This window comes from Micromonospora krabiensis (assembly GCF_900091425.1).
Taxonomy (GTDB): domain Bacteria; phylum Actinomycetota; class Actinomycetes; order Mycobacteriales; family Micromonosporaceae; genus Micromonospora; species Micromonospora krabiensis.
The window spans coordinates 6,379,055-6,405,548 of record NZ_LT598496.1 but is presented as its reverse complement, the minus strand read 5'-3'; the positions used below and the strand labels follow the sequence as shown (position 1 = coordinate 6,405,548).

The following is a 26,494-nucleotide window of genomic DNA, read 5'->3' as shown; positions in this document are numbered from 1 at the left end:
GCGACCTGGTGGGCGACGGACGAGTCGACCTGTACGCCGGATTCTGTGCGCGGCGCGCGCCCATAGGCTCGCGCCGGCGGCGGCCATCCATCTCGGCCTGCCGTCGCCGGCAGGCTCCAGCGGCCTACCCGCAGACATCGGACGGGCCGTCCTCGAGCGTCTGCGCGGGCCGTCGTCCTTCCGGTCGACAACCCTTTCTTGGCCTTGCTCCGGGTGGGGTTTACCGAGCCACCCCGGTCACCCGGGGTGCTGGTGGGCTCTTACCCCACCGTTTCACCCTTACCGTCCCCGATGGGGTCGGCGGTCTGTTTTCTGTGGCACTGTCCCGCGGGTCACCCCGGGTTGCCGTTAACAACCACCCTGCCCTGTGGAGTCCGGACGTTCCTCGGCGGCGGGCCGGAGCCCGCCGACGCGACCGCCCGGTCGACTCGTCCGTCGCGCACTCATCCTAACGACGGCGGGCCGCCGCCTATTGCCGGCCCGCCCGCCGCAAGATCGCGCTGCCCGGCACGAGCCCGCCGGGTCGCCCTGCGCGACAGCCGCCGACGAGAGCCACCGAGGGAGCGCCGCCTGGGGCGGCGGTACATCGGCGCGGTGACCGACCGAGCGCGTCGATCGGGTGCGTACTAGCCTGCGGGGATCATGGATCTCACCCACGCCGTGCTGCTGCTCGCCGCCGGCCTCGCCGCCGGCACGGTCAACGCGGTGGCCGGCGGTGGATCGCTGATCACCTTCCCGGCGATGATCGCCGTCGGGCTCCCGCCCGTCGCGGCCAACGTCAGCAACTCGGTGGCGGTCTTCCCGGGGTACGCGGCCAGCGTCGCCGGGAGCCGGATGGACCTGCCCCGGGGCCGGTCGCTGGCCGCGCTGGTGCCGACCACGGTGCTCGGCACGATCGGCGGGGCGCTGCTGCTGCTCGCCACACCGGCGCGCGCCTTCGAGGTGGCCGTACCGTTCCTGGTGCTCGGGGCCACGGCGGTGCTGGCCTTCCAGGACCCGCTGCGCCGCCTCGTCGGCCACCCCCGCGACCTCCCGCCGCGCCGCCGCACGGTGACGGTGCAGGCCATGGTCGCGCTCGGCGCGGTGTACGGCGGCTACTTCGGCGCGGCGCTCGGGGTGATGCTGGTCGCCGGTCTGGCGCTCGTCCTGGACGCGACGCTGGCCCGGGTGACCGCGGTCAAGAACCTGCTGTCGGCGGTGGTGGGGCTGACCACGGTGGTGGTGTTCTCCCTGTTCGGGCCGGTGAACTGGGCGGCCGTGGCGGTGGTGGCGCCCGCGACACTGCTCGGCGGGTACGTGGGCGCCCGGCTGGTCCGCCGGTTGCCGCCCGTGGTGCTCAAGACGCTGATCGTCGTCTTCGGCACGGTCATCGGCCTCTACCTGCTCTGGCGCGCCCTCGGCTGACGGCAACCGGCACCCGACCCCGACGGCGACCACCACCCGACGCCGCCCCACCGCCGTTCAGTACGCCTCGCCGACCGGCTCCTCCGACGCGTGTTCGGCACCGGCGGCGGCGCGGTTCCAGCGGGACCACAGCACACGTTCGCCGTAGCCGGCGGCCATCAGGTGCGCGGAGGCGAGGTACACCAGCACGCCGACCGCGAGCACCGCGAAGCCGACCCAGAAGGGCAGCGCCAGCGAGTGCTCGGCGAGCTTGCCGGCGATGATCGGGGCCGGGGCGGCGGCACCCCAGCGGACCAGGTTGAACGCGCCGGTGGCGACGCGGCGGTCGCGGGAGCCGAGGCCGAGCGCCAGGTCGGTGAGGTTGGCGTTGGCCAGGCCCATGCAGAGCCCGGAGGCGACCAGCACGACCAGCGCCTCGACGGTGCCGGTGGAGGTGGCGAAGAGGACCATGCAGACCAGCAGCCCGGCGATGGCGACGCCGACGGTCTGGACCGCGCCGATCCGGTGCGCGAGCCGGTGACCGATCACCAGGATGCCGGCGGCCAGGCCGAGGCCCCAGCCGGTGAACGCCAAGCCCAGCGGCACGACGTCCAGGTGCAGGAAGAGCGGTGTGTAGCCGAGGACGACGAAGAAGACGAAGTTGTACGCCGCGGTCACCACGCAGAGCGCGACGAAGGCGGGCCGGCGGTAGGTGCCGAAGATCTGCCCGACGCGTACCGGGGCCTGCCGGTTGGCCGGCTCCCGCAGCTTGCGAGCGGCCACCGCGAGGGCGAGCACCATGAAGACGCCGCAGACGAAGAAGGGCAGCCGCCAGGTCGCCTGGCCGAGCAGGCCACCGATGAGCGGGCCGACCGCGAAGCCCAGACCGAGCGCGGTCTCGAAGAGCCCGACCGCCCACTCGCGGTCGACGGCCAGGTTGACCAGCACCACCATGGCGGTGGCGAAGAACATCGCGTTGCCGAGGCCCCAGACACCGCGCAGGACGCTGAGCTGGACGATGTTGTCGCTGAACGACGCGAGGATGGCGGCCAGCCCCACCACGGACACACCGGTGACCAGCACCGGCTTGAACCCGAAGCGGCCGCTCGCGAGGGTCGCCGGGATCATGCCGACGGCCATCACCGCGATGTACGCGGTGAACAGCAGCTCGACCTGCCAGGCGGTGACCCCGATCGCCTCGCCGATGGCAGGCAGGATCGGGTCGACCACGGCGATGCCCGCGATGGCGAGGAAGGCCACCAGGGTGGTGGCGTAGATGGCACTGCGGTTCGGCTCGGAACGACGATCCACTCCGACTCCCCATTTAGCTGTATCGTACAGGTATTTATTCTGTATCATACAGCTATGAGCGATGACCACGAGCGCACCCTCGGCCGCATCGAGACCGAGGTGGCCCTGCTGATGCGCTTCGGCGAGGCCACCCGGCGGGCCACCGGCACCGCCGAGCACCGGGTGCTCGACCGGGCCGCGTACGTGATCCTGCGGCACCTGGACAGCGCCGGCCCGCAGAACGTCTCCGCGCTCGCCGCCCAGCTCAACCTGGACGGCTCGACAGTGACCCGGCAGGTGTCCGCGCTCCAGCGCGACGGCCTCATCGTCCGCGCCCCCGACCCCACGGACGGCCGGGGCACCGTCATCTCCCCCACCCCGGCCGGCCTGCAACGGATGGCCGCCGTGCAGAGCGCCCGCACGCGGCTCTACGGTGACATGCTCGCCGACTGGAGCCCCGAGGACCGCGCCACACTGGCGGCGCTGCTGGGCCGCCTCAACCAGGCCCTGGTCTCCCGCAACCGCCGCCGCTGACCACCCGGCCGAGAAGCCTCCCACCGCCAAGATCACGCAACATCCTGGCTGTTGTGGCCTGCTACGCCGCCCGACACCACTGCAACAATGATCGAGCACGATCGTGGCGGTGACCCCGGTGACCCCGGTGACCCCGGTGACCCCGGTGACCCCGGGGCCCAGGCGAGCCCGGCGAGCCCACCGGGCCCAGGTCTCAGGAGAACGTTCGTCGCGCCCAGGTGCGGAAGTCGGTGGTGGGCAGGCCGAGGGCGCGGGTCAGCTCCGGGCGGGCGGGGCTTCCGTTCTCGTTGATCCGCTCGACCGTGTTGACCATGGCGGGCAGCAGGCCGCGCTCGACCGCCTGCTGCGGGGTGAGCACGGGCGCGGTGATCGCCCGGCCGGTGACCTCATTCAGGACGGCCGCGACCTCGGTCATGGTGAGCAGGTCGCCGGCGAGTTCTACGTCAAGGCCGTCGAGCTTCCCCGGCTCGGTGAACGCAATCGCCGCGGCTTCGCCGATGTCATCGACGGCGACCCACGGAAGTCGGGTGTCGGCGGCGAAGCCGGTGATGATCGTGCCGCTGGACCAGTCGCCGAAGAGGTAGGACCAGCCGACGAGGTTCTCCATGAAGGTCGAGGGCTTGAGCACGGTCCAGTGCGCGAAGCCACCGGAGCGCACCATCTCGTCGATGGCCGCCTTGCTCTCCCAGTAGTGCCTGTCCCACCGGCCCTCGGCCCAGCCGGGCTGGTTGCGGTGGAAGTCGCCGGCACCCGAGACGCTGCTGTGCACGACGTGCGACACGCCAGCCCGGCGCGCCGCCTCGACGACGTTGCGGCCGCGGGTCACCTCGGCGTCGCCCCGCATGTCCGTCACGTCGGGGTACGGGATGGAGAAGACGCCGTCCATCCCGTCCGCCGCGGCGAGCAGCGACTCCACGTCGTCCAGGTCGCCGGTGACCAGTTCGGCGCCCCGATACCGCAGAGCCCGCGCGCTCTCGGTGCCGGGGTCCCGAACCAGGGCGCGGACCGGGACGCCACGGTCGAGCAGCGCCCGGGCCGTGGCCCCGCCCTGCTTGCCCGTCGCGCCGATGACGAGAACAGCCATGATGCCTCCCGAGAAACAAGTGGGGTTAGCCCCCACTTCTCGTCGGCTACGATATGGGGGGTCACCCCACTTTCACAAGGCGGACTATGAGAGCAGACGCGCGGCGCAACTACGACCTGATCGTCAAGGCGGCCTCCGAGGCGGTCGCCCGCGACGGCGCGTACGCCTCGCTGGAGGAGATCGCCCGATCCGCCGGGGTGGGATCGGCGACCCTGCACCGGCGCTTCCCCACCCGGTGGTCGCTGCTTCAGGCGGTCTTCCGCGGCTGTGTCCGTAACCTGGCGACGCGCGCCGGAGACCTGCTCAGCGCGCCGGACGCCCTCGACGCGCTGACGACCTGGCTGCACGAGGTCACCGCGTACGCCACGACAACCCGCGGCCTCGCGGATTCGCTCCTGAACGAGCCCGCCGAGGAGAACGACACCTGCGGGGCGATGCTTGTCGCCGCCGGTGAACCACTGCTACGTCGCGCCGTCGACGAGGGTTCGGTGCGGCCCGACATCACCATGGGCGACCTGATGATCCTCGCCAACGGCATCTCACTCGCGGCACAACCGGTGGGCGCGGCCAGGGCGGAACAACTGCTGACCTTTGCCCTCGAGGGAATCAGGTCAGCGGGCCGACCGCAGCCGCGCCCCACAGAAACACCGCCGCCCCTGATGGACCACGGCGCATCGGTCCACAGGGGCGGCGGGTGACTGTCACCCGTTGATCAACCGGGGAGGGCGCGGTGACCTCAGGCGACCGGCTCGCGCGCCGGGTCGGCGTCGCTCTCGGTGCCCGGGGTGACCCGGGGGTCGCCCTCGTCGGCGAAGTAGTCGTCCGGCTCGGTGCCGTCGACGCCGTCGTTCACCTTGCCGGCGCGCAGCACCAGCGTCAGCAGCGCCGCGACGGCCAGGTTGACCAGCACGGCCACGATCCCCACGTAGATCGTCTTCGGGGTGTCGAAGCCGAACTTCTCCAGCGGGAAGGCCGAGCCGCCGAAGTGCTTCCGGGTCGGGCTGGCGACCTGGTAGAGCATCCACATGCCGAGCCCCATGCCGGCCACCCAGCCCGCGATGAGCGCGCCCCGGTGGAACCAACGGGTGTAGAGGCCCAGGGCGACCGCCGGCAGCGTCTGGAGGATGATCACGCCGCCGATCAGCTGAAGGTCGATGGAGAACTGCGGATCGAGGAAGACGATGCAGGCCACCGCCCCGACCTTGACCACCAGCGAAGTGATCTTCGAGACGTTCGCCTCCTGGGCCGGGGTGGCGTCGCGCCGCAGGTACTCCTTGTAGATGTTGCGGGTGAACAGGTTCGCCGCCGCGATCGACATGATGGCGGCGGGCACGAGCGCGCCGATGCCGATGGCCGCGTACGCGACGCCGGCGAACCAGTCCGGGAACTGCTGGTCGAACAGCACCGGCACGACGGTGTTGCTGTCGACCGTGCCCTCCTTCGACCCCGGCAGCGGCGTCACCCCGGCGGCGATGGCCATGAACCCGAGCAGCGCGATCAGGCCGAGCAGCAGGCTGTACGCGGGCAGCGCGGACATGTTCCGCTTGATGACGTCCCGGTTCTTGCTGGCCAGCACGCCGGTGAGGCTGTGCGGGTAGAGGAACAGCGCCAGCGCCGAGCCGAACGCCAGGGTGACGTACTGGAGCTGGTTGTTGGCGTTGAGCAGGATGCCGTCGTTCGGGTTGGGGGTGGCGTCGAACTTGGCGTCCGCCGCGTCGAAGATCTCGCCCCAGCCGCCCAGCTTGTAGGGCAGGTAGAAGACCGCCACCAGGATCACGACGTAGATGAGCGAGTCCTTGACGAACGCGATCAGCGCCGGCGCCCGCAGCCCCGACTGGTAGGTGTAGGCGGCCAGGATCGCGAACGCCACGATGATCGGCAGGTGCCGGGCGAGGGTGCTGTCGCCGGTCACCCCCATGGTCTTGAGGACCGCCTCGATGCCGACGAGCTGCAGCGCGATGTACGGCATGGTGGCGACGATGCCGGTGATCGCGATGAGCAGTGCCAGCACCGGCGAGTCGAACCGCTTGCGGACGAAGTCCGCCGGGGTGACGAAGCCGTGCCGGTGCGAGACCGACCAGAGCCGCACCAGCACCAGGAACACCAGCGGGTAGATGACGATGGTGTACGGCACGGCGAAGAAGCCGGCCGCGCCCGCGCCGAACATCAGCGCCGGCACCGCCACGAAGGTGTACGCGGTGTAGAGGTCACCGCCGACGAGGAACCAGGTGATCCAGCCGCCGAAGCTGCGTCCGCCCAGCCCCCACTCGTCCAGGTGGGCCATGTCCTTCGGGGCGCGCCAGCGAGCGGCCACGAAACCCATCGCGCTGACCAGCAGGAAGAGCAGGCTGAAGACGATGATCTCGGTGAGGTGGTCGCGCCACATCAGCGGTCACCCCGCTTCTTCGTCAGCTGGTACACCACGGTCGTGGTGGTGACGCCGAGGATGATGAAGGCCAGTTGGAGCCAGTAGAAACGCGGGAAGCCGAACAGGCGGGGCGAGTCCGCGTTGAAGAAGGCCGGGACCAGCGGCACCACGATCGGAATGAAGAGCAACCAGTTCCAGGGGCTGTGGTCCTTCGCCCTGGACGACGCCGTGGGTGGCGTCTCCGGTTCGGGTGCAGCCATGTGACACACCTCCGGGATGGGGAAACGCGCGTTGTGACGGCCGGAGGCTACGACCATGTGAGCGCCGTCACGCCGGATCGTTCCGGGCCGCTGCGCCGAACGGCCGACGAGCTGCGCCGAACGGTGAGCCGGACGCGCCCTTCGACCCCACCCCGGCACGGCGACGGGCCCGGGCGCGTGTCGCACCCGGGCCCGTCATCGGCTCACCGCCGGTCGGTCAGCGCCGCGCGGTCACCGCTCGGCCGTCCACAGCAGAGCGCGGCCGAGCTGCGCCTGGAGACCCTTCGGGTGCAGGCGGAACGTCGGGTCGGTGCCGAACAGCACGACACCGCTGCCGCCGGCGGACACACCCCGGACGATGCTGGCCTGGCCGGCCGCCGCGCCCTGCCCACCGGCCCCGTCGACCGCCCACCAGCCGGACAGCAGCGGGTCCGCCGCGTACGACTGCTCGACGGCGACGCCGGCACCCAGGTTCGTGAACCAGACCGGCTGGCTGATGAACGCCTGGGCCGCCGCGCTGGTGCTGACCGGTCCGCCGGCGTTGACCACGTTGGCCACCCCGCTGGCCAGGCTCGGGCCCGCCGTGGCGGTCACCGACAGCAGCCCGGCCGCGTTGCTGAACCCGGCACCGGGCGTACCCAGGCCGACCACGCCGCCGCCACGGGCCAGGAAGGCGTCCAGGGCGGCCCGGTTCTCCGGCGTCAGGTTCGCGAGGGTGACGGCGCCCGCCACGAGGAGCACGTCCACCTCGGCGGTCAGCGTCGTGCTGAGCGTGGCGGCGGTCAGGGCCCGGGCCTCGAAGCCGAGGTCGGCCAGGGTGTCCCGCTCCTCCGCCGTGCCGAGGTAGCCGACGACGACCCGGTCCAGCCGGACCCCGCGCCACCGGGCCGGCGCGCGCTCGAAGGTCACCCCGTTGGCGCGGACCTCGGCTCGGGCCAGCCGGCGGTTGGTCGGCGTGCCGGGAACGACCACCGACCCGTCGGCGAGGCGGTGGACCGCGACGCCCTTGGCCAACAGCGAGTTGACCGTCAGCAGGTCGGCGGCGTCGCGCGGGTCGAGGCGCAGGTCGCCGTTACCGGGTGGCAGGTCACCGTCGGCCCGCCCGTCGTACGTCCGCTCCAGCCGCACCTGGGGCAGCTCGTCCCAGAGCGTGTCCACGGTGGCGCCCCAGGTCAGTCCCTGGCTCCAGGCGGCCGGCCCGGCGTACAGGTCGTCCACCCGCTCGGTGATGTCGACGCCCGGCTCCAGCAGCGAGTTGACCAGGCCCCGCTTGGGCTGGTGCAGGTCGACCACGTACGAGCCGGCGTCGTAGCGCCGGCCGTCGGCGGTGAACGACTTCGTCGCCCGCCACACCCGGCCGCCGCTGCCGATCAGCAGGTCCACCAGGCGCGCCGCGGCCGGCTCGGACCGCTGCCCGGTGCCGGTGGGGATGACGTACGCCCGGGGGAACGTGGTGCGGTAGTCGTCCTCCGGGCCCCAGCCCGGCACGTAGCCGTCGGGGATGTCCCGCAGTGGCTCACCGGCCCAGCCGCGCCGGTAGACCTCGGCCTGGTCGTGCAGCACCTCGGCGCGGTGCTCCTGGATGTACCGCAGCGACGTCCGGATGGCCACCTCGTGCACGTCGGTGTTGATGCCGGACCGGCGTACGCGCTCCTCCGGCGTGAGGTTGCCGCCGCGCGGGTTCAGTGGCGCCTCGATGGTGTACGGGATGCTGCTCTGGAGCATCGCGAACGACGGCACGTAGATCGGCGGGAAGTCGTCCCACACCCCGGGCTCGTCGTCGCGGAACGGGATGCGGGCCCGCTGCGTCTCGGGATAGCCGAGGTCACGCAGCCCCGCCTCGATCGCCAGCGCGTTCGGCAGGCCGTGCTTGATGTACAGGTCGTACTCGTTGTTCACGTTGTGCGGCGGGGTGCTCGGGTGCAGCAGCGTCGGGCTGACGTAGCCGTGCAGGTCCAGCGTGATGATCGGCTTGGTGTCGACGATCAGCTCGCGGATCAGGTTGGTCTCCGGCTGCGACACGATCGTCAGGTCACGGTTCAGGTCGTAGCCGGCGGCGTTGGCCCGGGTGCCGGCCACCCGGCCGTCCGGATTGGACGTGATGTTGAAGACCAGCCGGTTGCGGGTCAGCAGCTGGGCCGTCTCGGCGCTGGTGTCGGTGGCCAGTTGCTCGATCACCCGCAGGGCCGCGTCGGTGCCCTCCCACTCGTTGCCGTGGATGTTGGCGTTGACGAACAGCGGGGTCTTGTAGCCGGCGAGCAGCGCTCGGTCCCGCTGCGCGCGGACCGGATCGTCCTCGATCTCGCGCTTCCAGATCTCCTGCTGCCGGGCCTGCGCGCGGGTCTCCGGTGCCGTCACCGTGACCGCGTACAGGTCGTAGCCACCGGCGGATCTGCCGGCCACCCGGGCCGAGACCCGGTCACCGGCGGCCTGGAGGGCGTTCAGCTTCGGCGCGATGTCGTCATAGGGGATGACGCCGATCGGGATGGAGGCGTCCGCCGGATTGTCCGGCCAGACCGACAGGACGCTGCGCTGGGGGAAGCCGCGGATGTCGGACAGGTCGGGGGCGGTCGGCGGCACCGTCGGCAGGGCCGACGCGGCGGCCGGCGCGGTCAGCGCCGCCGTCGAGAGCACCGTCGCGGCCACCGCGGTCGCGGTGAGCCGGGCAGTCGTTCTACGGACGAACAAGGACACATCTCCTGTCACGAGGAGGAGTGCGCGCAGGCGGACGCGTCGCAGGGCCGGAGACCTGCGGAATCGGGGTTACGCCAGCAGCGTGCGAGGAGGGAGGGACCCGGCGTCAGAGGGAGCGTCGACAGGCGGCGCTGGCGACGCGCAGGAGGTCGATGTGACCCCGCTTCGTCAGGTGAACGCTTCGCACGAGACTGATCCTCGATCGACGCTCACCACACTGTCAACGCAATCCCAGATCGTCCACAGTGGCGGTCACCACCCGTCGAAAGGGTTGACGTCAGCCGATGTCGGCCAGGTGGGCCGTCTCGTTGACCGAGCGGACGGCCACCCCGCCGTCCGGCCACAGGTCCACCACCGAGATGCCGGCGGCGTCCAGGTAGAGCCGGTGCAGGAAGGCGTCGTCCGCCGCGAGGGCGTCGCGCAGCACGAGCTTGATCGGCGAGACGTGCGAGACCACCACGACTGTCTCCCGGGCGTACGCCTCCCGCAGCGACGCCACCGCACGGCCCGCCCGCTCGGCGACCGCGGCGAACGACTCCCCCTCCGGCGGGGCCACGCGGGTCGAGGCCAGCCAGGCGTCCAACTCGCCCGGCCAGCCCTCGCGCACCTCGGCGAAGGTCCGTCCCTCCCACGCGCCGAAGTCGCACTCGATGAGGTCCTCGTCGCGGCGCACCGGCACGCCACCGAGGGCGGCGGCGATCGCCTCCGCGGTCCGCGTACAGCGGGAGAGTGGTGAGCTGACCACGGCGACGGCGCCCGGCGCGAGCGCGGCGACCCGGGAGGCCGTGGCCCTGACCTGCTCCCGGCCGCGGGCGGAGAGCGCGACGTCGCCGCGGCCCGAGTAGCGGCCCTGCTCGGTGTACTCGGTCTCGCCGTGCCGCACCAGGATCAGCCGGGTGGCGGCGAAGCTGGGCCGGGGCTCCCACGAGGCGGGCGTGGTCGTCGCGTCGCCGCCGGTGTCCCGCGCCGTGGCGGCCCGGTCGGCGACCTCCCGCGCGGCGCCCCGGTCCGCCGGATCGGCGCCGATCCCGCGCGGCGGCTCCACGATCCGGGGGGCGTCGACCACCGGCGCGGCCGGTGCGGAGGCGGCCCCGTCCATCGCGGCGTTCGCGAGCGCGTCCGCGTGCCGGTTCCGCTCCCGGGGGATCCACCCGAACCGGACCGCGTCGAACCGTGTCACCAGGTCGGCGGCCCGCGCGGCGAGCGGACGCAGACCGGCGTTCTTGATCTGCCAGCGGCCGCACATCTGCTCGACGACCAGCTTCGAGTCCATCCGGACGTCGACCTCGGCGGCACCCAGCTCCGCGGCGGCCTCCAGGCCGGCGATCAGGCCCCGGTACTCGGCCACGTTGTTGGTGGTCACTCCGATCGACTCGAACCGCTCGGCGAGCACCTCGCCGCTGTCCGGGTCGCGGACCACCGCGCCGTAGCCGGCCGGGCCGGGGTTGCCCCGCGACCCGCCGTCGGCCTCGACGAGGACCACCCGTGGCGCCATCGGTCTACAGGCCCGACTCGTTGGTCCGGACCATGATCCGCCGGCAGTCCTCGCAGCGGACCACGTCGTCCGGGGCCGCCTTGCGGATGCGGGCCAGGTCGGCGCCGGAGAGCTCCAGTCGGCAGCCGCCGCAGCGGCCCGCCGTGAGCAGCGCGGCGCCGAGCCCGGTGTCCTCCCGGATCCGGTCGTAGAGCGTCACCAGGTCGGACGGGAGGTCGGCGGCGAGCGGCTGACGCGACGTCCGCTTGAACTCCTCCTCCTTGGCGATCTCGGCGAGGCTGTCGTCGCGGCGCTGCTCGGTGGCGGCACGCTTGTCCCGGGTCTCGGCCAGCCGCTGCTCCACGCCGTCGAGCACGCCCTGCGCGGTCTCCCGCTGCTCCATCAGCTCCAGCTCGGCGTCCTCCAGGTCACTCTGCCGCCGGTTCAGCGACGCCAGCTCGTGCTGGAGCGCCTCCAGCTCGCGGGCGGGGCCGGTGCCGGCGGCGAGCCGGGCCTCGTCCTTCTCCTTGCGGGCCCGGACCTGCTCGACGTCCTTTTCCATCCGGGCGATGTCCCGGTCCAGGTCGTCCACCGCCACCTGGGCGCGGACCCGCTCGTCCTCCAGCGCGGACAGCTCGCGGGCCAGAGCCTCCAGCTCGGCGCGCTCGGGCAGGGAGCGACGGCGGTGGGCGAGCTGGGCGAGGGCGGTGTCGATCGCCTGGAGGTCGAGCAGGCGGCGCTGGACCTGCGGGTCAGCCTTCACGGTCGGGGCTCCTTGTCGTCCACCGCGGGTGTGGCGGCGTGTACGGTCCACGGGTCGGTGTCCAGGTCGGACACCAGGGTCTCGACGCCCAGCGCCTCCCGTAGGAGCGCGGCCAGGTCGTCCAACCAGGGTCGCTCGGTCGCCCAGTGGGCGGCGTCGAGCAGGGCGGGCCCGTCGGCGGCGAGGTGCTCGCCGGCGGGGTGATGCCGCAGGTCGGCGGTGAGATACGCGTCCACCCCGGCGGCGGTCGCGTCGGCCAGGAAGGCGTCGCCCGAACCGCCGCTGACCGCGAGCCTACGCACCGTACGCCCCGGGTCGCCGGCTGCGCGAACGCCCCAGGACGTGGCGGGCAGCACAGCGGCGGCGTGCCGGGCCAGCTCGGCGAGGGTCATCGGCCGGGGCAGCTCGCCGACACGGCCGATGCCCCGCCCGGGCCCGTGGGCTGGTGAACCCGGCGCCGGCGGGTGCAGCGGGCGCAGCCCCGTCAGCCCGAACCGGGCGGCGAGGGCGTCGGAGACGCCGGGGGCGGCCACGTCGGCGTTGGTGTGCGCCACGTAGAGCGCCACCCCGGCCCGGATCAACTGGTGGACGATCCGCCCCTTGTACGTGGTCGGGGCGACCGAGGACACGCCGCGCAGCAGCAGCGGATGGTGGGCGACGATCATGTCCACGCCGGCGGCGAGCGCCTCGGCGACCGTCTCCGGCACCACGTCGACCACGCACAGAACCCGACGTACCGGGGCGGAGAGCTCACCGAGCACCAGACCGACCCGGTCCCAGTCCTCGGCCCAGGCCGGCGGGTAGCGCCGTTCCAGCTCGGCGACCACGTCGGTCACCGTCGGCCCGGATCCGGTTGTGCTCACGGCGGGCCAGCTTACCGGCGTACGCGGTGCGGGGCGGCCTCCCCCGCCGGACCGCGCCGGAGCGACGCGGCCCGGACCGGGACGGGCGGTGGGCTCAGACCAGCGGGCAGACCGGGCGGCGGAGCACGCTCAGGCCGATTCCCCACGGGAAGGCGTGCAGGTGACGCTCACCGGTGCCGGGCGCGTGCAGCGGGAAGACGTCGTCGCCGAACAGGACCGTCACCCCCCACTCGTCGAGCCGGGCGAGGCCGGCCCGGAACGCCGGGTGGGCGGCCATCGCGGCGTTGGTGAACGGCACCGCCGCGATCGGGACGCCCAGGCCCTGGGCCTCCACGAGAAGCCCCAGGGCGAGTGTGTCGGTGATCCCGGCGGCCCACTTGTTGACCGTGTTGACCGTGGCCGGGCAGACGATCATGGCGTCGGCCGGCGGCAACAGGTCCGGGTCGCTCGGCTGCTTGTAGTGCGTTCGCACCGGGTGACCGGTCTGGCGGGCCAGCGCCGGCGCGTCGACGAACTTCGCGCCGTCCGGCGTGGTGACCACGCACACGTCCCAGCCGTCCTGCTGGGCCAGGTCGACGAGCCGACCGACGTGACGGGCCAGCGGCGAGCCGCAGGCGATGACGTAGAGCACCTCGCGGCGCCCGTTGCTGGACTGCGGGCCGGTCATCAGGCCGGCTCCGCGCTCATACCCCTACTCCCATGTGCTCAGCCAACTCCGCAATCGGCGAAGGCGGCGCACCACGTGTGCGACGAAGGACATCCGACATCACCTCGTGCGCGATCGGCCGGCACCGGATCTCCGAGGGCGCCAGCCGGTCACCGAGCAGCAGCATCTCGCCGGCGTTGGCGACATCGCCGATCTGGGCGTAGCCGCGCGCGACGTCGAGCAGGTGGTGCGCCCGGCGCTCGGGCAGCAGCGCGTTGAACGCCGGCTCCTGGATCTTGAGCCGGTGCACCTCCACCGCCCGGCCGCCGTCGCCCAGCTCGACCGCCGCCGCGGCCCGGTGCAGTTCGAGGTTGGTAAGCCCGAACGAGGTCCAGTAGTGGTTCTGGTCACCGCCCAGCAGGGTGGCCGCCTCCTGGGCGCCGCTGATCAGGTCGTCAACGGTGGCCGTGTCGCCGATCCGCGCGGCGGCCATCGCGCCCTGGAGCAGCAGCATGCCGTAGACGGACAGCCGGGCCGGGGACGCGTCGTTGCCGCCCCCGGGGGCGAGCCGGTTGGCGATCGTGACGTTGAGCTCCAGTGCCGGACGCGCCCGCCCCATCGCGACGAGCGCGTTGCAGACCCGGGTGGTGGCGATGCCGGCCAGCAGCGGATCGTCGGCCCGCTGGGCGACCGCCATCGAGCGGTCGGCGGCCAGCCAGGCCAGCTCGCACTCACCGAGCTTGCGCAGCACCGACGACGCGATCTGGTAGACCTGCCCGAGCAGGTGGGCGGCCTCCCGGGCGTCGTCCCCGCCGTAGCCGGCGTCGGCGGCCTGGGCGTCGCGCAGCAGCTTCGGCAGGGCCCGCGTCAGCATCCCGTAGCGGCCGTACTGGTAGGTGAGCCAGGCGTGGTTGACGGCCTTGCGCATGTCGGCCAGCGGTGGCGGCTGCGGCGCGGCGTGGAAGTACGCGCTCATCGAGTCGTACCGCTCCAGGGCCGCCCGGATCTCCTCGACCTCGACCTGGTCGATGCAGTTCATCGCGTCGGTACGCCGCTCCGGGTCCTTGCCGAGCAACAGCTGCACGTCGACCTGGAGGATGTCGGCGATCTCGTAGAGCACCGAGAACTTGTCCAGCCGGCGCACACCGCGCTCGACCTTGTCCACCCAGCTCTTCGACTTGCCCAGCCGGTCCGCGAAGACCTGCTGCGACATCTTGCGCCGTCCCCGCCAGTAGGCGACCCGCCGACCTATGGGTAGCTCGTCCATCTCCCCATCCCTCCCCTGTTCGAGGCCCAGGCGATGACCGGATGACTTCCTCGCGGTTGCGGCGCGCGGTACGTCTCAGGTTTTCGCTGGTCGCACAGCCAGTGCGTCAGCCGTACAGCCAGTCCTCATAGTTTTCGTGCAAGTTGCATCAGCCGTTCGTCAACTCAACGATCGCGGGTTACGGCAGTGACGGTGCTCGACGTAAGACCCGGTGGCCGCCGGGCCCGACGAGGGGAGATGGCACACATGTGGGGGAATGTCGGCCCGCGGGTCGCGCAACTGTCACCACTGGAACGGGTCCGGCTGCGCCGGGTCGCGGTGCGCTACGCGGCGCACGGCTGGGAGGTGACCCCGGGCGCGTGCCTCGCCCGCAGCCGCTTCGTCTGTGGTCGCGCCGGCTGCCCCACCGTCGGCTGCCATCCCGCCCTGGAGGACTGGGAGCACGCCGCCACCACCGACCCGGCCCGCGTCGCCACCTGGTGGCGCACCCGACCACACGGCGTGCTGCTGCCCACCGGCCGCGCGTTTGACGTCCTGGAGGTGGCCGCCCACCTCGGCCGACGGGTGCTGGACGCGGTGCAGACCCACCCCGCCGGCACCGGCGTACGCGGACCCGTGCTGGCGACCCCGACCGGACGCTGGATGTTCCTGGTCCGCCCCGGCGACCCGCTACGGCCCGAGCTGGAACACTGCTTCCACGTCGTCCGGCACGGGCCCGGCTCGTGGATCCCCGCGCCGCCCACCCGGCTGCCCGAGGGCCTCGTCCGCTGGGCGGTGGCCCCCGAACAGGCCCGGTGGCAGCTGCCCGACTCCTACCTGGTGCAGAACACCCTGATCGACGCACTGCGGGCCACCGGTGTCACGCTCACCTCCGACCTGCTCCCCGGCCATCTGCCGCTCCCCCGCCGAGGCCGCTGATCGCCGTCGCCGTCCGGCGCAGCGGTGGCCTGACGGACTGGTCGACACCACAATCTCCGAGAAGTAGCGGCGTCCCCGACCCGCCGACACCACACTTTCCCGGAGGTTGCTGCCTCCCTCACGAGCCGGCACACACTTTCCGTGCGGCGCTGCCCTCGCGCACCACCGGCCGCCTCGGCGCTCGGGGAACGTCCCCCAACCGGGCGACCCGCCGGCAGCGTCGCCGGGGCGCCCCTCCTCGTTGAGCAGAACGACGGGGCGAACGCGCCCCGGGAGCGGGGAAATGATGTCCACCGACGACACCGCACCGCAGACCGGCGGCACCGAGCCGCCGTACCGCTACCGTCCACGGCGCCGCTGGGCCGGCACGCGTCCCGCGGGCTCCCGCCCGGGCCGACCGAGACCGACGGGCACCCGCCCGGCCAGCACCCACCGCCCCATCCGCTGACCCCACAACCACCCTGACCCTCCCACCTCCCACCCCGCCGACCACCGCGCCGACCACCCCGCGATCTTGCAGTTCGCGCCCCGGCACACCTGACATTCCGGGCGGCCCGCGGGCCGAAAGTGCAAGATCGCGGATAGGAACGGGGCGGGGCGGGCGGGGGCGCGGGGTCAGGGCGTTACGGGGAGGGTGGTGGAGTGCAGGAGCCGGCCGTCGTCGGTCACGATCGCGTGGGTGTGGCCGGGTAAGCGGTCCAGCCAGCCGATGCCGGCCACGCCCATGGCCACCGCGGCGGTCGCGTACGCGTCGGCCAGCCCGAGGTCCGGGCCGACCACGGTGACGGAGCGCAGCCCGACCGCCGGGGCGCCCCGTCGCGGGTCGAGGACGTGGGGACCCCGCTCGTAGACACCCGACGTGGCGACGGCCAGGTCGGTGCCGGTCAGCACCAGGCAGGTCGCCATCGGGTCCCACGGGTGCCGCACACCGATCCGCCACGGCCGCCCGGCCGCCGAGTGGCCCCGGGCGCGGACGTCCCCGCCGGCGTTGACGCAGTGGTTGCCGGCACCGGCGGCCACCAACCGGTCCGAGGCGACCTGGGCCGCCCAGCCCTTCACATAGCCGGAGGGGTCGAGTTCGCCGGTCGCGTACGCGTCGAAGAAGCCGTCGGTGGTCCCCCACAGCTCGGCGCAGGTCGCCAACACCGCCCGCAGGTCCGTGGACGCCTCGGAGAGCAGCAGCTCGCCCCGGACGAACCGGCGCACCTCGCTGTCGGCCCGGTACGTGCTGAACCGGGCGTCCACCTCGCGCATCCAGTCGAAGACGTCGTCGGCCAACCGGTCCAGGGTCGCGGCGGGCAGGTCGTCGGCGAGGTCGAGGCTGATGGCCGTACCCATGATCTGCTCGACCCGGCGGAGGCCGGGCCGGGTCAGCGGCGCCGTCACGTCAGCGGGCCTGGTCGATCGCGGCCTGCAGCGACCGTTGGTACGCCGCGCTGGTGGCGGTGGCGCCGGAGACGGTGTCCAGGTCGGCGCTCTGCCGCTGCACCACCTGGCCGGACGTGCCGCTGTAGGCGGCGTCGACCCGTTCGCTGCGTTGCGTCGACTGGCCGCCGTCGGGCAGCTCCAGGGCGACCGCTTTCGTGATGCGGGTGCCGGAGACGGTGATCTGCACCTGGACGTTGCCGTACTCGTTGGTCACCACCGGCCCGGTGACCGTGCGGGTGGCGCTCGTGGTCCGGGGAGCGGCGGTGGTGCGTCTCGGCGCCGCGGTGGTCGGTCGGGTGCTGGTGCCGCCGTCGCGGGTCCCCGGAATGCGGCTGGGGGTGGCGCTGCGACCGGGGCGCGGAGAGGCGGGGGCGCCGGACGCCGCCGGTGCCGGGGCGACGTCCGGCGCGGCGGGTTCCCCGGGGCTCGGGGACGCCGGACCGGGCGGTACGGCCTGGGCGGTCTGGGTGGCGCCCGGTGGGCCCTTGAGCACGACCAGCGCGGTGGTGCTGGCGGCCAGGCCGGTGATCGCGAGGAGCGCGCGACGCATGTGGTGGTGCCTCTCTCCGAACGGCTACAGCTCGAACGTGGCCAGGTGGATCTGGCGGCGCGGCACGCCGGCGCGGCGCAGGGCGCGCACCGACTCCTCGACCAGCCCGGGCGGCCCGCACAGGTAGACGTCCCGGCGGGTCAGGTCGGGCACCAGGTGGCGCAGCCCGTCCGGGCTCATCACCTGCCGGGGGCCGGCGTCGTCCCGGCGACCGATCACGTACCAGATCGAGGTCCGCCGGGCCTGGGCGAGCCAGTCCAGCTCGTGGTGCAGCAGCACGTCGGCGGGGGTACGGGCCCGGTAGATGAGCGCGGCGCCCGGCGGCAGCTCCTCCAGCATCGCCCGCAACGGGGCGATGCCGCTGCCCCCGGCGATCAGCAGCGCCCGCTCCCGGGTGCGATGTGCGGCCGTGAACGTGCCCGACGGTCCCTCGGCCCAGACCAGCGTGCCGGGGTCGAGGTCGCGCAGGTCGGCGGTGTGCCCGCCGACCACTTTGACGGTGAGCCGCAGCCAGCGGCCGTTGCCGGCGGCGGACAGCGAGAACGGGTGCGACTGCCACCAGCAGCCCCGGGTGAGGAACCGCCAGCGGAAGTACTGCCCACCGAGCAGGTCCGCCTGGTTGAGCCGCCGGCCGGTCAGGTAGATCGAGATGGTGTCGGGCGTCTCGGCGACCACGTCGGCGACCCGCAGCCGGTGCCGCAGGTTGAACCGCAGCGGGGCCACCAGGCGGCCCCACACCAGGGCGGCGAGCACCAGCAGGTACGCGGCGATCCAACCGGTGCGTACCGGGCCGGGCTGGAAGAGCTGGGCGCCGTTGCTGAACTGGTGGGCGAAGCCGAGCAGCAGGGCCGCGTACGCGGTCAGGTGCAGGTGGTACCAGAGCTCGTACGGCAGCATGGTGCGGATCGCCCGTACGCCGGTGAACCCGACCGTCACCAGGATGCCGGCGGCGGCGAACGCGGAGACCATGTCCTCGTAGTCGCGCAGCAGCACCCCGACCTGGCCGGGTACGGAGTTGCCCTCGACGTCGGCGTAGGCGACCACGATGAGGGCGGCGTGGGCGAGCACCGCGACGAGCAGCGTGGCGCCCAGGTCCCGGTGGAGGCGGGAGATCCGCTCGCCGCCCACCCACCGTTCCAGCGCGCCGAGTCGGCTCATCATCAGCACCTGCACGAGCAGCAGGTAGCCGGCGACCAGTCCGGTGATCCGCCCGGCCGCGGTGAGGACGTCGGCGGTGGTGGCGAACGAGCCGGCCGGGGTGTCCAGCCACCAGGGCAGCACGGCGGCGACCAGGCCCGCCCAGAAGAGGACGGACAGCGTGCGGCGGCCGCCGGGGCCGCGTCGCGGCGCCGCCGGCGGAGGTGGCGGAGGGGACGGCCGGCCGCCAGACCGGGGGTAGGTCCCGGTGTGGCGGCCGGCCGCGTACGTGTCCTGGTACGTCACGCGTACAGCTTCATCGGGGTGTACTTCTGCCGGGGGAAGATCTTGTCCACCTCCGCGTTGGTGAGCCCGAAGCGGCCCTGCGCGACGGCTCCGTAGACGTTGAACATGTTGTTGTATTCGGGTACGTCGCCGGAGTCCAGGTCGTTCAATCCGTTCCAGGTGCCGAGCAGCGAGCCGGCCAGCTTGCGCCCGGAGAGCAGGGTGATGACGCCACCGTGGCCGTGGTCGGTGCCGCCGCTGTTGGAGGCGACCCGCCGACCGAACTCGCTGGAGACCATGATGGTCACGTCGGCGGCCTGCGGCCCGAGGTCGGTGAAGAACGCGGCCATCGCCTTGGCCAGTTCGTTCAGTCGCCGGTGGAGTTGGCCGCCGGAGCGGGTGCCCTGGTTCTCGTGGGTGTCGTAGCCGCCCATGCCGACGGTCGCGACGCGTACGTTGGCCCCGCCCTTGATGAGCTGGGCGAGCTGCTGGAAGGCGTAGCCGACGCCCTCGTACGTGACGCCCTCGGCCGGCTGGTACGGCTTCGCGGCGAGGCTCTGCGCGGTGGCCAGCGCGCCCAGGCCGGTCTGCACGGCCTCCTCGACCGGGTGGTTGATGCCGGTGAAGAGTCCCCGGATGGCCTTCTCGGTGGCGGCCCGGTAGCGGTCACCGCCGTTGAGCCGCAGCGACCCGACGCTGTTCAGCGACAGCGCGCCGTTGTTGCCGACCAGCGACCGGGGCAGGGTGCTGCCGATGCCGACGCTGCGGAACGCGGTGCCCTTGCCGAGCGCGTCGACGAGGCTGTCCAGCCAGCCCCGCCCGCCGGTCTCGTTCGGCAGCCCGCCAAGGTTGCAGGCGTCGGCGGCCTGGAAGTGGCTGCGGGACAGCCGCTCGTCGGAGACGGCCGGGATGAACCCGAGCTGCCCGGCCTTGAGCCACTGCTCCAGCGGCTTGAACGCGCTGGTCAGCTTGAACCCGCGGCCGAGGGCCAGGGAGTCCTCGCCGAGCAGCAGGTCGGGCCGGGCCTTCGTGAGCACCGGGTCGTCGGCCGGCGCGACCAGGCTCAGCCCGTCCAGGCCGCCGTAGAGGAAGACGTGGATCAGGGTGCCGGTCTTCGTGGCGGCGAAGGACGCCGAGGTGGTGACGAACTGGGCGGTGGCGAGGGCGGTGGCCGTGGCGGCCGCCCCGGCGACGAAGGTACGCCGGGTGACTCCCCGCCCGTCCTGCTGCGCCTCCTCCAACTCCTCCAGGCGGCGGTAGCGGTCGGCCTCGGCGGCGTTCTCGGCGGCCACGATGTCGGCCTCCGCCCGCAGCAGCGCGTCCGCGGGGTTGTCGGCCAGCCGCCGCAGGTCCGGGCAGTCGGGGTGCAGGGGGTAGCTGTGCACAGTCTTCTCCATCGGGTGCCTCACCGGATGTGGTGCTGGGGGGATGCGAGGATCGCCCGCGCGACGGCGGTGATGGCCCCGTTGAACGTGGCGTCCACCTTGGCGGTCGCCGGCAGGTCGGCCACGCCGAGGATCAACGCCTTCTCCCGCGCGCTCAGCTTCTGCTGCACGAGCCGCTGGGCGAGCGCGTCCACGTACGCCCCTGCGGTGGCCGGCGGCTTGGCGACCAGCTTCTCCGGCTTCGCGTACGTGAACTGGGTGCGGTTGCCGGCGACCAGCTCGCCCGCCTCGTTCCAGCCGTTGACCATCGCGCCGGCCGACGTCCAGGCGACGTACACGTCCGGGTAGCCGTCGGGGGTGGGCTGGCCCATCGGGAACTGGCCCAGCTCGCGCAGCTTGTCGTGGATCTGCCGCAGCCCGCGGGCGAAGGGGGTCCGCTTGTTGTCGCCGTTGTCGTGCTTCGGCGACGCCTCCGGCGAGACGCCCAGGGTCCGGTACGTCGCCACCAGGTACTCCATGGGTCGGCGGACCTTCTGCCCGACGGCGGCCCAGAACTCCGAGGAGCTGAACAGCGTCATGAGCACCGGCCGGATCATGCCCTTGTTCGCGGTGTAGGTCTTGGCCAGCCGGTCCACCAGGGACTTCGGCGGGGTGTCCGAGACGAACCGGGTCGCGAGGCTCTGCGCCACGTACCGGGCGGTCGACGGGTGCAGCGCGATGTAGGTGATGTACGCGTCGATCGCCGCGTCGGCCTTCTTCGGGTCCTGCGAGTTGTTGGCGTGGGTGAATCCGAGGATCTTCACCTTGCCGACGTAGTGCCGGTCGGCGCGGAAGACGTACTTGCCGTCGTTGACGCCGCGCCCGGTCTGCAGCAGGGCGGCCTGGCGGACGTCCTTCTCGGTGTAGCCGCCGTCGACGCCGACCGAGTACAGCTCCAGGTTCTCCCGGGCCAGGTTCTCGTTGACCGCGTCGGCGCGCGAGTCGTTCTGGTTGAGGTACAGCAGCAGCGCCGGGTGCTTGTTCGCCGCGACCAGCATCTGCGGGTAGCTGCCCAGCGCGTGAGTCCGGATGACGTCGACGTCGAAGGAGTTGCGGTAGACCTCCCCGCCGTCGAAGTCCGCGGCGACGTGCAGGAAGTCGTTCCAGAAGTCGACCATCACCTCGAAGAGCTGCCGCTTCGACCAGATCTGCCGGGCCAGCGTGGCGTCGACCATCTCCCGCTCCGGCTGCGCGCCCCGCTCGTTGAGCTGGTCCCGCTGGTCGCGCAGCTGCGGCACGGAGAGCTTGAGGCTGGGCAGCTCGGCGAGCTTCAGCTCGGCCCGGCTCGGCGCGATCTTCTCGGGCTCCAGCTGGGCCCGGATCCAGGCGTCGATGCCCATCCGCCTGATGTCGGCGACCACCTCGGGCGTCGGGCCGAAGGTGGCGCGCCGGGCCAGGTGCAGCACCGGATCCTTGGCGAGGACGGTCTTCACCGTCACCTTGGTCTCGGCGGCCGCCGCGGCGGGCCCGGAGAAGGAACGGCCGCCCGAGGGCGCGTTCTTCTTGAGCGCCTCGCCGGCCCGGGAGCCCATGTAGCTCTCGTTCTGCTCGGTGTAGGTGCGTACGGTGCTCGGCTGCTGACCGCTCGGGCGGGCGGCGGTGCCGTCGGTGACCGTGGTGCCGGTGGCGTCACCGGCCGCGGCGTCGTCGCCGAAGAGTCCGCGTACCTGCGGGGTCATCGCCAGCGCGGCGCCGCCGGCGACGACGGCGGCCGTGCCGCCGAGCGTCACCAGGGCGCGCCGGCGGCCCACGGGGCGGGCGGGCTCGTCGTCACCGTCCAGCTCGGGCAGTCCGCTGACGACGGGGGCCGGTCGGTCGAGGCCGTCGGGGCCCACCCACTGGGGTCCACGCGGCGCCGAGCCCGGATACGCCCGGGAATCGGGCTGCGCCGGGTATCCGCCGTGCGGCGCCTCGGGTGAGACGTACCCGTACGGGGCGGACGGGGTCGGCTCGTGGTACCCGCCGGGGGTGGGGTGCTGACGCCCGTCCCAGCCGCGGTCGTCCCGCGGTCGACGTGGCGGCACGTTCTGGTCGGCCATGTACCCATTCCGATTTCTGCTGAAGCGCCGGCACGCTGCGGCCGGGCAGGGGCGGCAGTGACGGCGGCTGATGCCTGAGGGGGTTGCCCCGGGAACGTAACCAAGGGGTGTGGTGCCGACAAGACGCGCCGAACGGCCTCGGAAGGGCACTTAAGACAGACCTCAGCGCGCGGTGCGAGGTCCAGCCGGACGAGCATCCGGTTACGACCGCCCGGAGCAGGTGGTACGTGTGCCGGAACGACGACGATGTGACGTTTTCGCCGCTCGCGACGCCGCCGGCCCCGTTCCCTGGGCACAGGCAAACTTAAGGTCCGGATAAGCCGGTGCTGAGACGCCTTCCGGGGTCCCCCCGGGGGTCCCCGCGGGGCCTCACGCGGGGTACGCCCCCGAATCCCCCGCCCGTCGCCCGCGTCGGGGGCGGCGGAGCGGGAATAGGACCAGCGGCGGGCGGCGTGAGCCGCCGTCGAAGCGGGTAAGCCGCCGAACCGCTGAACGCGTGAGGGGAAGGCACCGCCATGCTCAGCAAAGAGGATCAGCGCAGGTTCGAACAGATCACCCGCCAGCTCCGGGAGAGCGACCCGGCGTTCTTCGCCCGGTTGGACAACCGGGCGAAGGGTCGGCGCGGCCGCTACCTGATGCTGTTGACCATCCTGCTGTGGGCCTCACTGCCGGCGATGACCGTGCTCGCGGGACGGCTGGCCGGCGCGATCTGCGCCGTCGTACTGGTGGCCAACGCGGTACTCATGTGGCGTTTCCGCCGTCGCTGGCTATGAACGCCGTGACCGCGGGCCGCCCGCGGCCCGACCGTCGGGCCTGACCGCGGGCCGCCCGCGGCGCGGCCGACGAGCCGGCGATCGGCCCCACGGCCCGAGGGCCCGAGGGCCGACTCTGGTGAGCGCCGGGAGCGCGCGACCGGTCCGGACGGACGGCCTCAGCGGCCGAACGCCCGGTACGCCCGGCGCAGTCGTTCCACCAGCCCCGGCCCGCCGATGGCGGGGGCCGGCGGGCCGAGTTGCCGCAGCAGCAGGTCCGGACCGGTGGCCAGGCTCGGTGGCCGGTCCGGCAGCGGCACCGGTGGCAGCCAGAACCGGTCGGCCGCGTCGGCCAGCGTTGCCGCCGGCAGGCCGGCCAGGGCCCGGGTGGCACCGACGGGTGGGGCGGCCTCGGCGACCGTGTCGTCCGAGCCGTCGAGACCGTCCGTGTCGGACGGTTCCGGTGCGGCGACGCCGGTGGTCTCGGCCCGCAGGGCGCGCAGCCGGTCGAGCAGGTCGGCGCGGTTGCGCCCACGCCAGTGCAGCAGCTCGAAGGGGTCGGCGTCGAACGCCTCGGCGAGCAGGTAGAACGTGGCCGCGAGGTGTTTGCACGGGACCGCGAAGTCGGGGCAGCTGCACCGCTGGGTCAGCTCGTCGACGCCGGCCGGAAAGAGCGGCGCGCCCGCACCGGCGAACAGGTCCTCCAGCTCGGCCGGAAGGTCACCGGCGAGCAGCCGGGCGCTGAAGAACGCCTGCGCCGCCAGCTCCGCCTCGATCCGCTGCCACGTGGCGGCCGGGAAGGCGGTCAGTCCGATGTGGACGTCGTACGGCCTCGGCCGGGATCCCTGCACCACCGCGGTCACCGCGCCGGGGGCGACGGTGAGGCTGAGCACCTGGCCGGCCCGCGCGTACGAGCGGCCCCGGGTGAGCCGGGTGCCCAGCGCGAACGACTCCAGCACCTCCAGGAAGCGCCGCGACCACCAGGACCGGCCGATGGCACCCCGGGTGCTGCGCGCCTTCAGACCGCCGTCGACGCGGCGGGGGCGCCCGTAGTCGGCGAAGCGTCCGGTCGGCGTCGTGCTCACGTCGCCGCTGCCCTCGGTCACTCGACCACCGCCCCGGACTCCAGCGCGAACAGCTCGCGCAGCTGGGCGGTGGACAGCTCGGTCACCCACTGCTCGCCGGTGCCCACCACGCTGGCGGCGAGGCTGCGCTTGTCGGCGATCAGCGCGGCGACCTTCTCCTCCACCGTGCCGGCGCAGACGAACTTGCGGACCTGCACCCGCCGGCGCTGGCCGATCCGGAACGCCCGGTCGGTGGCCTGATCCTCGACCGCCGGGTTCCACCACCGGTCGACGTGCACGACGTGGTTGGCCGCGGTCAGGGTCAGCCCGGTGCCGCCGGCCTTGAGCGACAGCACGAAGATCGGCGGGCCGTCCGGGGACTGGAACCGGGTCACCATGGCGTCCCGGTCGGCCTTGCCGACACCGCCGTGCAGGAAGAGCACCTCCCGCCCGAACCGCGCGGAGAGGTGACCGCGCAGCATCGCGCCGAACTCCGCGTACTGGCTGAAGAGCAGCGCCTTCTCCCCCGCCGCGAGCACCTCCTCCAGGATCTCCTCCAACCGGGCGAGCTTGCCGGAGCGGCCGTCCAGGGCGGAGCCGTCGCGCAGCAGCTGCGCCGGGTGGTTGCAGACCTGCTTAAGCCGGGTCATGGTGGCCAGCACCAGCCCGCGCCGCTCGATGCCCTCGCTCGATTCGATCTTCGCCAGCATGTCGTCGACCACCGCCCGGTAGAGCGACGCCTGCTCCGCGGTGAGGTTGCAGACCACCTCCATCTCCAGCTTCTCGGGCAGGTCGGAGATGATCGACGAGTCGGTCTTGAGCCGGCGCAGCACGAACGGGCCGGTGATGCGGCGCAGCCGCTCGGCGACCTCGGCGTCGCCGTGCCGCTCGATCGGCTCGGCGAAGCGCTTCTTGAAGGTCGCCGCCGGGCCGAGCAGCCCCGGATTGGCGAACTGCATGATCGACCAGAGGTCGGCGAGGCGGTTCTCCACCGGCGTACCGGTCACCGCCACCCGCTGCCGGGCGGGCAGCGCCCGGACCGCCTCGGCCTGCCGCGTGGAGGCGTTCTTGATGGCCTGCGCCTCGTCCACGACCACGCGGTGCCAGTCGATGCCGGCCAGCGCCACCGCGTCCCGGGCCGCCACCGAGTAGGTGGTGAGGACGAGGTCCGCGTCGTGCACGGCCGCGGTGAAGGCCGCCCCCCGCGCCCGCTCGGCCCCGTGATGCACGTGTACGCGCAACCCGGGCGTGAACCGGGCCGCCTCGCGCTGCCAGTTCCCGACCAGCGACATCGGACACACCAGCAGGGTCGGCCCGGCCTGCGGCGGGTCACCGGCGAGCAGCGCGAGCAGCTGCACCGTCTTGCCCAGCCCCATGTCGTCGGCGAGCACCCCGCCGAGGCCCAGCGACTGGAGGAACGCCAGCCACGCCAGCCCTCGCCGCTGGTACGGGCGCAGCGTGCCGTGGAACGCCGGCGGCGGGTCCAGCGGGGTGAGCCGCCGCTCCACCGCGCCGGCGAGCAGGTCGCCCAGCGCACCGTCGGCGCTCACCTCCAGCACCGGCAGCGCGGCACCGTCGTCGTCGGTGGCGGTGAGCCCGAGCCGCAGCAGGTCGGCGACGGTCAGCTCACCGGCCGAGCGGAGCAGCCGCAGTCCGGCGGCGAGCCGCTTCGGGTCCAGCTCGACCCAGCGGCCCCGCAGCCGCACCAGCGGGGTCTTCAGCGCGGCCAGCTCCGCCAGCTCGTCGGCGGAGAGCGGCTGGTCGCCGAGCGCCACCTCCCAGCGGTAGTCCACCAGCGCGTCCAGGCCGACGCCGCCGCCGTTGACGGCCACCGTGCCGGGCGCGGTCCGGCCGCGCGCCCGTAGCCGGGCGCCGAGCCGGGAGGAGGGCCGCTGCCACCACGACGGCAGCAGCACGCCGAACCCGGCGGCGTGCAGCACCGGCGCACCCTCGCGGAGGAACCGGTGCGCCCCCTCGACGTCCAGGTCCAGGGCCTCGGGGGCGGCGGTGCGCAGCGCCGGGTCGAGGTCGGGCCAGAGTCGGCTGGCCCGCCCCAGCTCGGCGAGGAGCGTCTCCTGCGGGCTCGCCGCGCGCCCGGCGAGCGCGGCGACCGCCGCCGGGTCACGCCACACCTGCCCCGCGTCGACGTGCAGGCTCGGCTCGTCGGCCGCCTGGAGGCCGAACTCCAGCCGCCACCGCCCGGCCCCGCCCCCGACTCCGGCCGGCGCCGAGCGGGCCGGCGCGGGCGGGGCGGGGACGGTCACCACGACC

The 26,494-nt window shown here is 73.2% G+C and carries 22 protein-coding genes, 1 other RNA gene and 1 pseudogene; 5 read left to right on the top strand and 19 right to left on the bottom strand.

Annotated elements, in window-relative coordinates; all coding sequences use genetic code 11:
• Nucleotides 1-16: 16 nt before the first annotated feature.
• Nucleotides 17-431: RNase P RNA component class A (gene rnpB / locus GA0070620_RS29525), an RNA gene on the bottom strand.
• A gap of 211 nt (nt 432-642) precedes the next feature.
• Here rnpB and GA0070620_RS29520 point away from each other — a divergent pair.
• Nucleotides 643-1,404 (top strand): sulfite exporter TauE/SafE family protein, encoded by a 762-nt coding sequence (locus GA0070620_RS29520; protein WP_091596295.1) that lies wholly within the window; start codon nt 643-645, stop codon nt 1,402-1,404.
• A 57-nt stretch (nt 1,405-1,461) separates the two neighbouring features.
• On the opposite strand, the gene GA0070620_RS29515 is transcribed toward GA0070620_RS29520, so the two are convergent.
• Nucleotides 1,462-2,694, bottom strand: a complete 1,233-nt coding sequence (locus tag GA0070620_RS29515; RefSeq protein ID WP_091596293.1) for an MFS transporter — start codon at nt 2,692-2,694, stop codon at nt 1,462-1,464.
• Nucleotides 2,695-2,748: 54 nt separating this feature from the next.
• Here GA0070620_RS29515 and GA0070620_RS29510 point away from each other — a divergent pair, with 54 nt between their 5' ends.
• Complete coding sequence (locus GA0070620_RS29510; RefSeq protein ID WP_091596291.1) at nt 2,749-3,207, top strand: MarR family winged helix-turn-helix transcriptional regulator; 459 nt, start codon at nt 2,749-2,751, stop codon at nt 3,205-3,207.
• A gap of 193 nt (nt 3,208-3,400) precedes the next feature.
• Here the strand turns inward: GA0070620_RS29510 and GA0070620_RS29505 are convergent, their stop codons facing one another.
• Nucleotides 3,401-4,291 (bottom strand): NmrA/HSCARG family protein, encoded by an 891-nt coding sequence (locus tag GA0070620_RS29505; protein ID WP_091596289.1) that lies wholly within the window; start codon nt 4,289-4,291, stop codon nt 3,401-3,403.
• 86 nt (nt 4,292-4,377) lie between these two features.
• Here GA0070620_RS29505 and GA0070620_RS29500 point away from each other — a divergent pair, with 86 nt between their 5' ends.
• Complete coding sequence (locus tag GA0070620_RS29500; RefSeq protein ID WP_091596288.1) at nt 4,378-4,989, top strand: TetR/AcrR family transcriptional regulator; 612 nt, start codon at nt 4,378-4,380, stop codon at nt 4,987-4,989.
• Nucleotides 4,990-5,027: 38 nt separating this feature from the next.
• Here GA0070620_RS29500 and mctP read toward each other — a convergent pair whose 3' ends face one another.
• The 9 genes from mctP to GA0070620_RS29460 all read right to left on the bottom strand — a co-directional run bounded on the left by mctP (nt 5,028) and on the right by GA0070620_RS29460 (nt 14,626).
• Nucleotides 5,028-6,677: a monocarboxylate uptake permease MctP gene (mctP, locus tag GA0070620_RS29495; RefSeq protein ID WP_091596286.1), complete on the bottom strand. Its 1,650-nt coding sequence runs from the start codon at nt 6,675-6,677 to the stop codon at nt 5,028-5,030.
• Nucleotides 6,677-6,919: a DUF3311 domain-containing protein gene (locus GA0070620_RS29490; RefSeq protein ID WP_091596284.1), complete on the bottom strand. Its 243-nt coding sequence runs from the start codon at nt 6,917-6,919 to the stop codon at nt 6,677-6,679. Before GA0070620_RS29490 ends, mctP begins: the two co-directional genes overlap by 1 nt.
• Nucleotides 6,920-7,150: 231 nt before the next feature.
• Nucleotides 7,151-9,607, bottom strand: a complete 2,457-nt coding sequence (locus tag GA0070620_RS29485) for a M14 family zinc carboxypeptidase (protein ID WP_231922015.1) — start codon at nt 9,605-9,607, stop codon at nt 7,151-7,153.
• A 112-nt stretch (nt 9,608-9,719) separates the two neighbouring features.
• Nucleotides 9,720-9,800 (bottom strand): putative leader peptide, encoded by an 81-nt coding sequence (locus GA0070620_RS34355; protein ID WP_355149468.1) that lies wholly within the window; start codon nt 9,798-9,800, stop codon nt 9,720-9,722.
• Nucleotides 9,801-9,890: 90 nt separating this feature from the next.
• Complete coding sequence (locus GA0070620_RS29480) at nt 9,891-11,108, bottom strand: bifunctional RNase H/acid phosphatase (RefSeq protein WP_091596280.1); 1,218 nt, start codon at nt 11,106-11,108, stop codon at nt 9,891-9,893.
• 4 nt (nt 11,109-11,112) lie between these two features.
• The gene (locus GA0070620_RS29475; protein ID WP_091596278.1) at nt 11,113-11,850 is read right to left on the bottom strand and encodes a zinc ribbon domain-containing protein; all 738 of its coding nucleotides are present in this window, start codon (nt 11,848-11,850) and stop codon (nt 11,113-11,115) included.
• Nucleotides 11,847-12,677: a Nif3-like dinuclear metal center hexameric protein gene (locus tag GA0070620_RS29470; protein ID WP_172836635.1), complete on the bottom strand. Its 831-nt coding sequence runs from the start codon at nt 12,675-12,677 to the stop codon at nt 11,847-11,849. Before GA0070620_RS29470 ends, GA0070620_RS29475 begins: the two co-directional genes overlap by 4 nt.
• A gap of 130 nt (nt 12,678-12,807) precedes the next feature.
• Nucleotides 12,808-13,380, bottom strand: coding sequence for a flavoprotein (locus GA0070620_RS29465; protein WP_091596274.1), 573 nt, complete (start codon nt 13,378-13,380; stop codon nt 12,808-12,810).
• Between the two features lie 16 nt (nt 13,381-13,396).
• Nucleotides 13,397-14,626, bottom strand: a complete 1,230-nt coding sequence (locus GA0070620_RS29460; protein WP_091596272.1) for a helix-turn-helix domain-containing protein — start codon at nt 14,624-14,626, stop codon at nt 13,397-13,399.
• Nucleotides 14,627-14,872: 246 nt separating this feature from the next.
• On the opposite strand from GA0070620_RS29460, the gene GA0070620_RS29455 reads away from it, so the two are divergent.
• Nucleotides 14,873-15,544: a bifunctional DNA primase/polymerase gene (locus tag GA0070620_RS29455; protein WP_091596270.1), complete on the top strand. Its 672-nt coding sequence runs from the start codon at nt 14,873-14,875 to the stop codon at nt 15,542-15,544.
• Nucleotides 15,545-16,159: 615 nt separating this feature from the next.
• Here GA0070620_RS29455 and GA0070620_RS29450 read toward each other — a convergent pair.
• Genes GA0070620_RS29450 through GA0070620_RS29430 form a run of 5 tightly spaced genes read right to left on the bottom strand, consistent with a single transcriptional unit; the run spans nt 16,160 to nt 22,407 of the window.
• Nucleotides 16,160-16,882, bottom strand: a complete 723-nt coding sequence (locus GA0070620_RS29450) for an FAD:protein FMN transferase (protein WP_091599565.1) — start codon at nt 16,880-16,882, stop codon at nt 16,160-16,162.
• Between the two features lie 49 nt (nt 16,883-16,931).
• On the bottom strand, nt 16,932-17,522 hold the full coding sequence (locus tag GA0070620_RS29445) for an FMN-binding protein (RefSeq protein ID WP_091596268.1): 591 nt from the start codon (nt 17,520-17,522) through the stop codon (nt 16,932-16,934).
• A 24-nt stretch (nt 17,523-17,546) separates the two neighbouring features.
• The gene (locus GA0070620_RS29440; protein WP_091596266.1) at nt 17,547-18,965 is read right to left on the bottom strand and encodes a ferredoxin reductase family protein; all 1,419 of its coding nucleotides are present in this window, start codon (nt 18,963-18,965) and stop codon (nt 17,547-17,549) included.
• Nucleotides 18,962-20,329 carry a DUF1501 domain-containing protein gene (locus tag GA0070620_RS29435; RefSeq protein WP_231922014.1) on the bottom strand — a complete coding sequence of 456 codons (1,368 nt, stop codon included), beginning with the start codon at nt 20,327-20,329 and terminating at the stop codon, nt 18,962-18,964. The genes GA0070620_RS29440 and GA0070620_RS29435 overlap by 4 nt, the downstream gene beginning before the upstream one ends.
• Before the next feature lie 20 nt (nt 20,330-20,349).
• A complete protein-coding gene (locus GA0070620_RS29430) occupies nt 20,350-22,407 on the bottom strand; it encodes a DUF1800 domain-containing protein (protein ID WP_091596262.1) in 2,058 nt (685 codons plus the stop codon).
• A gap of 515 nt (nt 22,408-22,922) precedes the next feature.
• Here GA0070620_RS29430 and GA0070620_RS29425 point away from each other — a divergent pair.
• A complete protein-coding gene (locus GA0070620_RS29425) occupies nt 22,923-23,180 on the top strand; it encodes a DUF3040 domain-containing protein (protein ID WP_091596260.1) in 258 nt (85 codons plus the stop codon).
• 158 nt (nt 23,181-23,338) lie between these two features.
• On the opposite strand, the gene GA0070620_RS29420 is transcribed toward GA0070620_RS29425, so the two are convergent.
• A complete protein-coding gene (locus GA0070620_RS29420) occupies nt 23,339-24,265 on the bottom strand; it encodes an SWIM zinc finger family protein (RefSeq protein WP_091596258.1) in 927 nt (308 codons plus the stop codon).
• A pseudogene (locus GA0070620_RS29415) lies at nt 24,262-26,430 on the bottom strand (DEAD/DEAH box helicase); the annotation flags it as partial. The gene GA0070620_RS29420 and the pseudogene GA0070620_RS29415, both read right to left, overlap by 4 nt.
• Nucleotides 26,431-26,494: the final 64 nt, after the last annotated feature.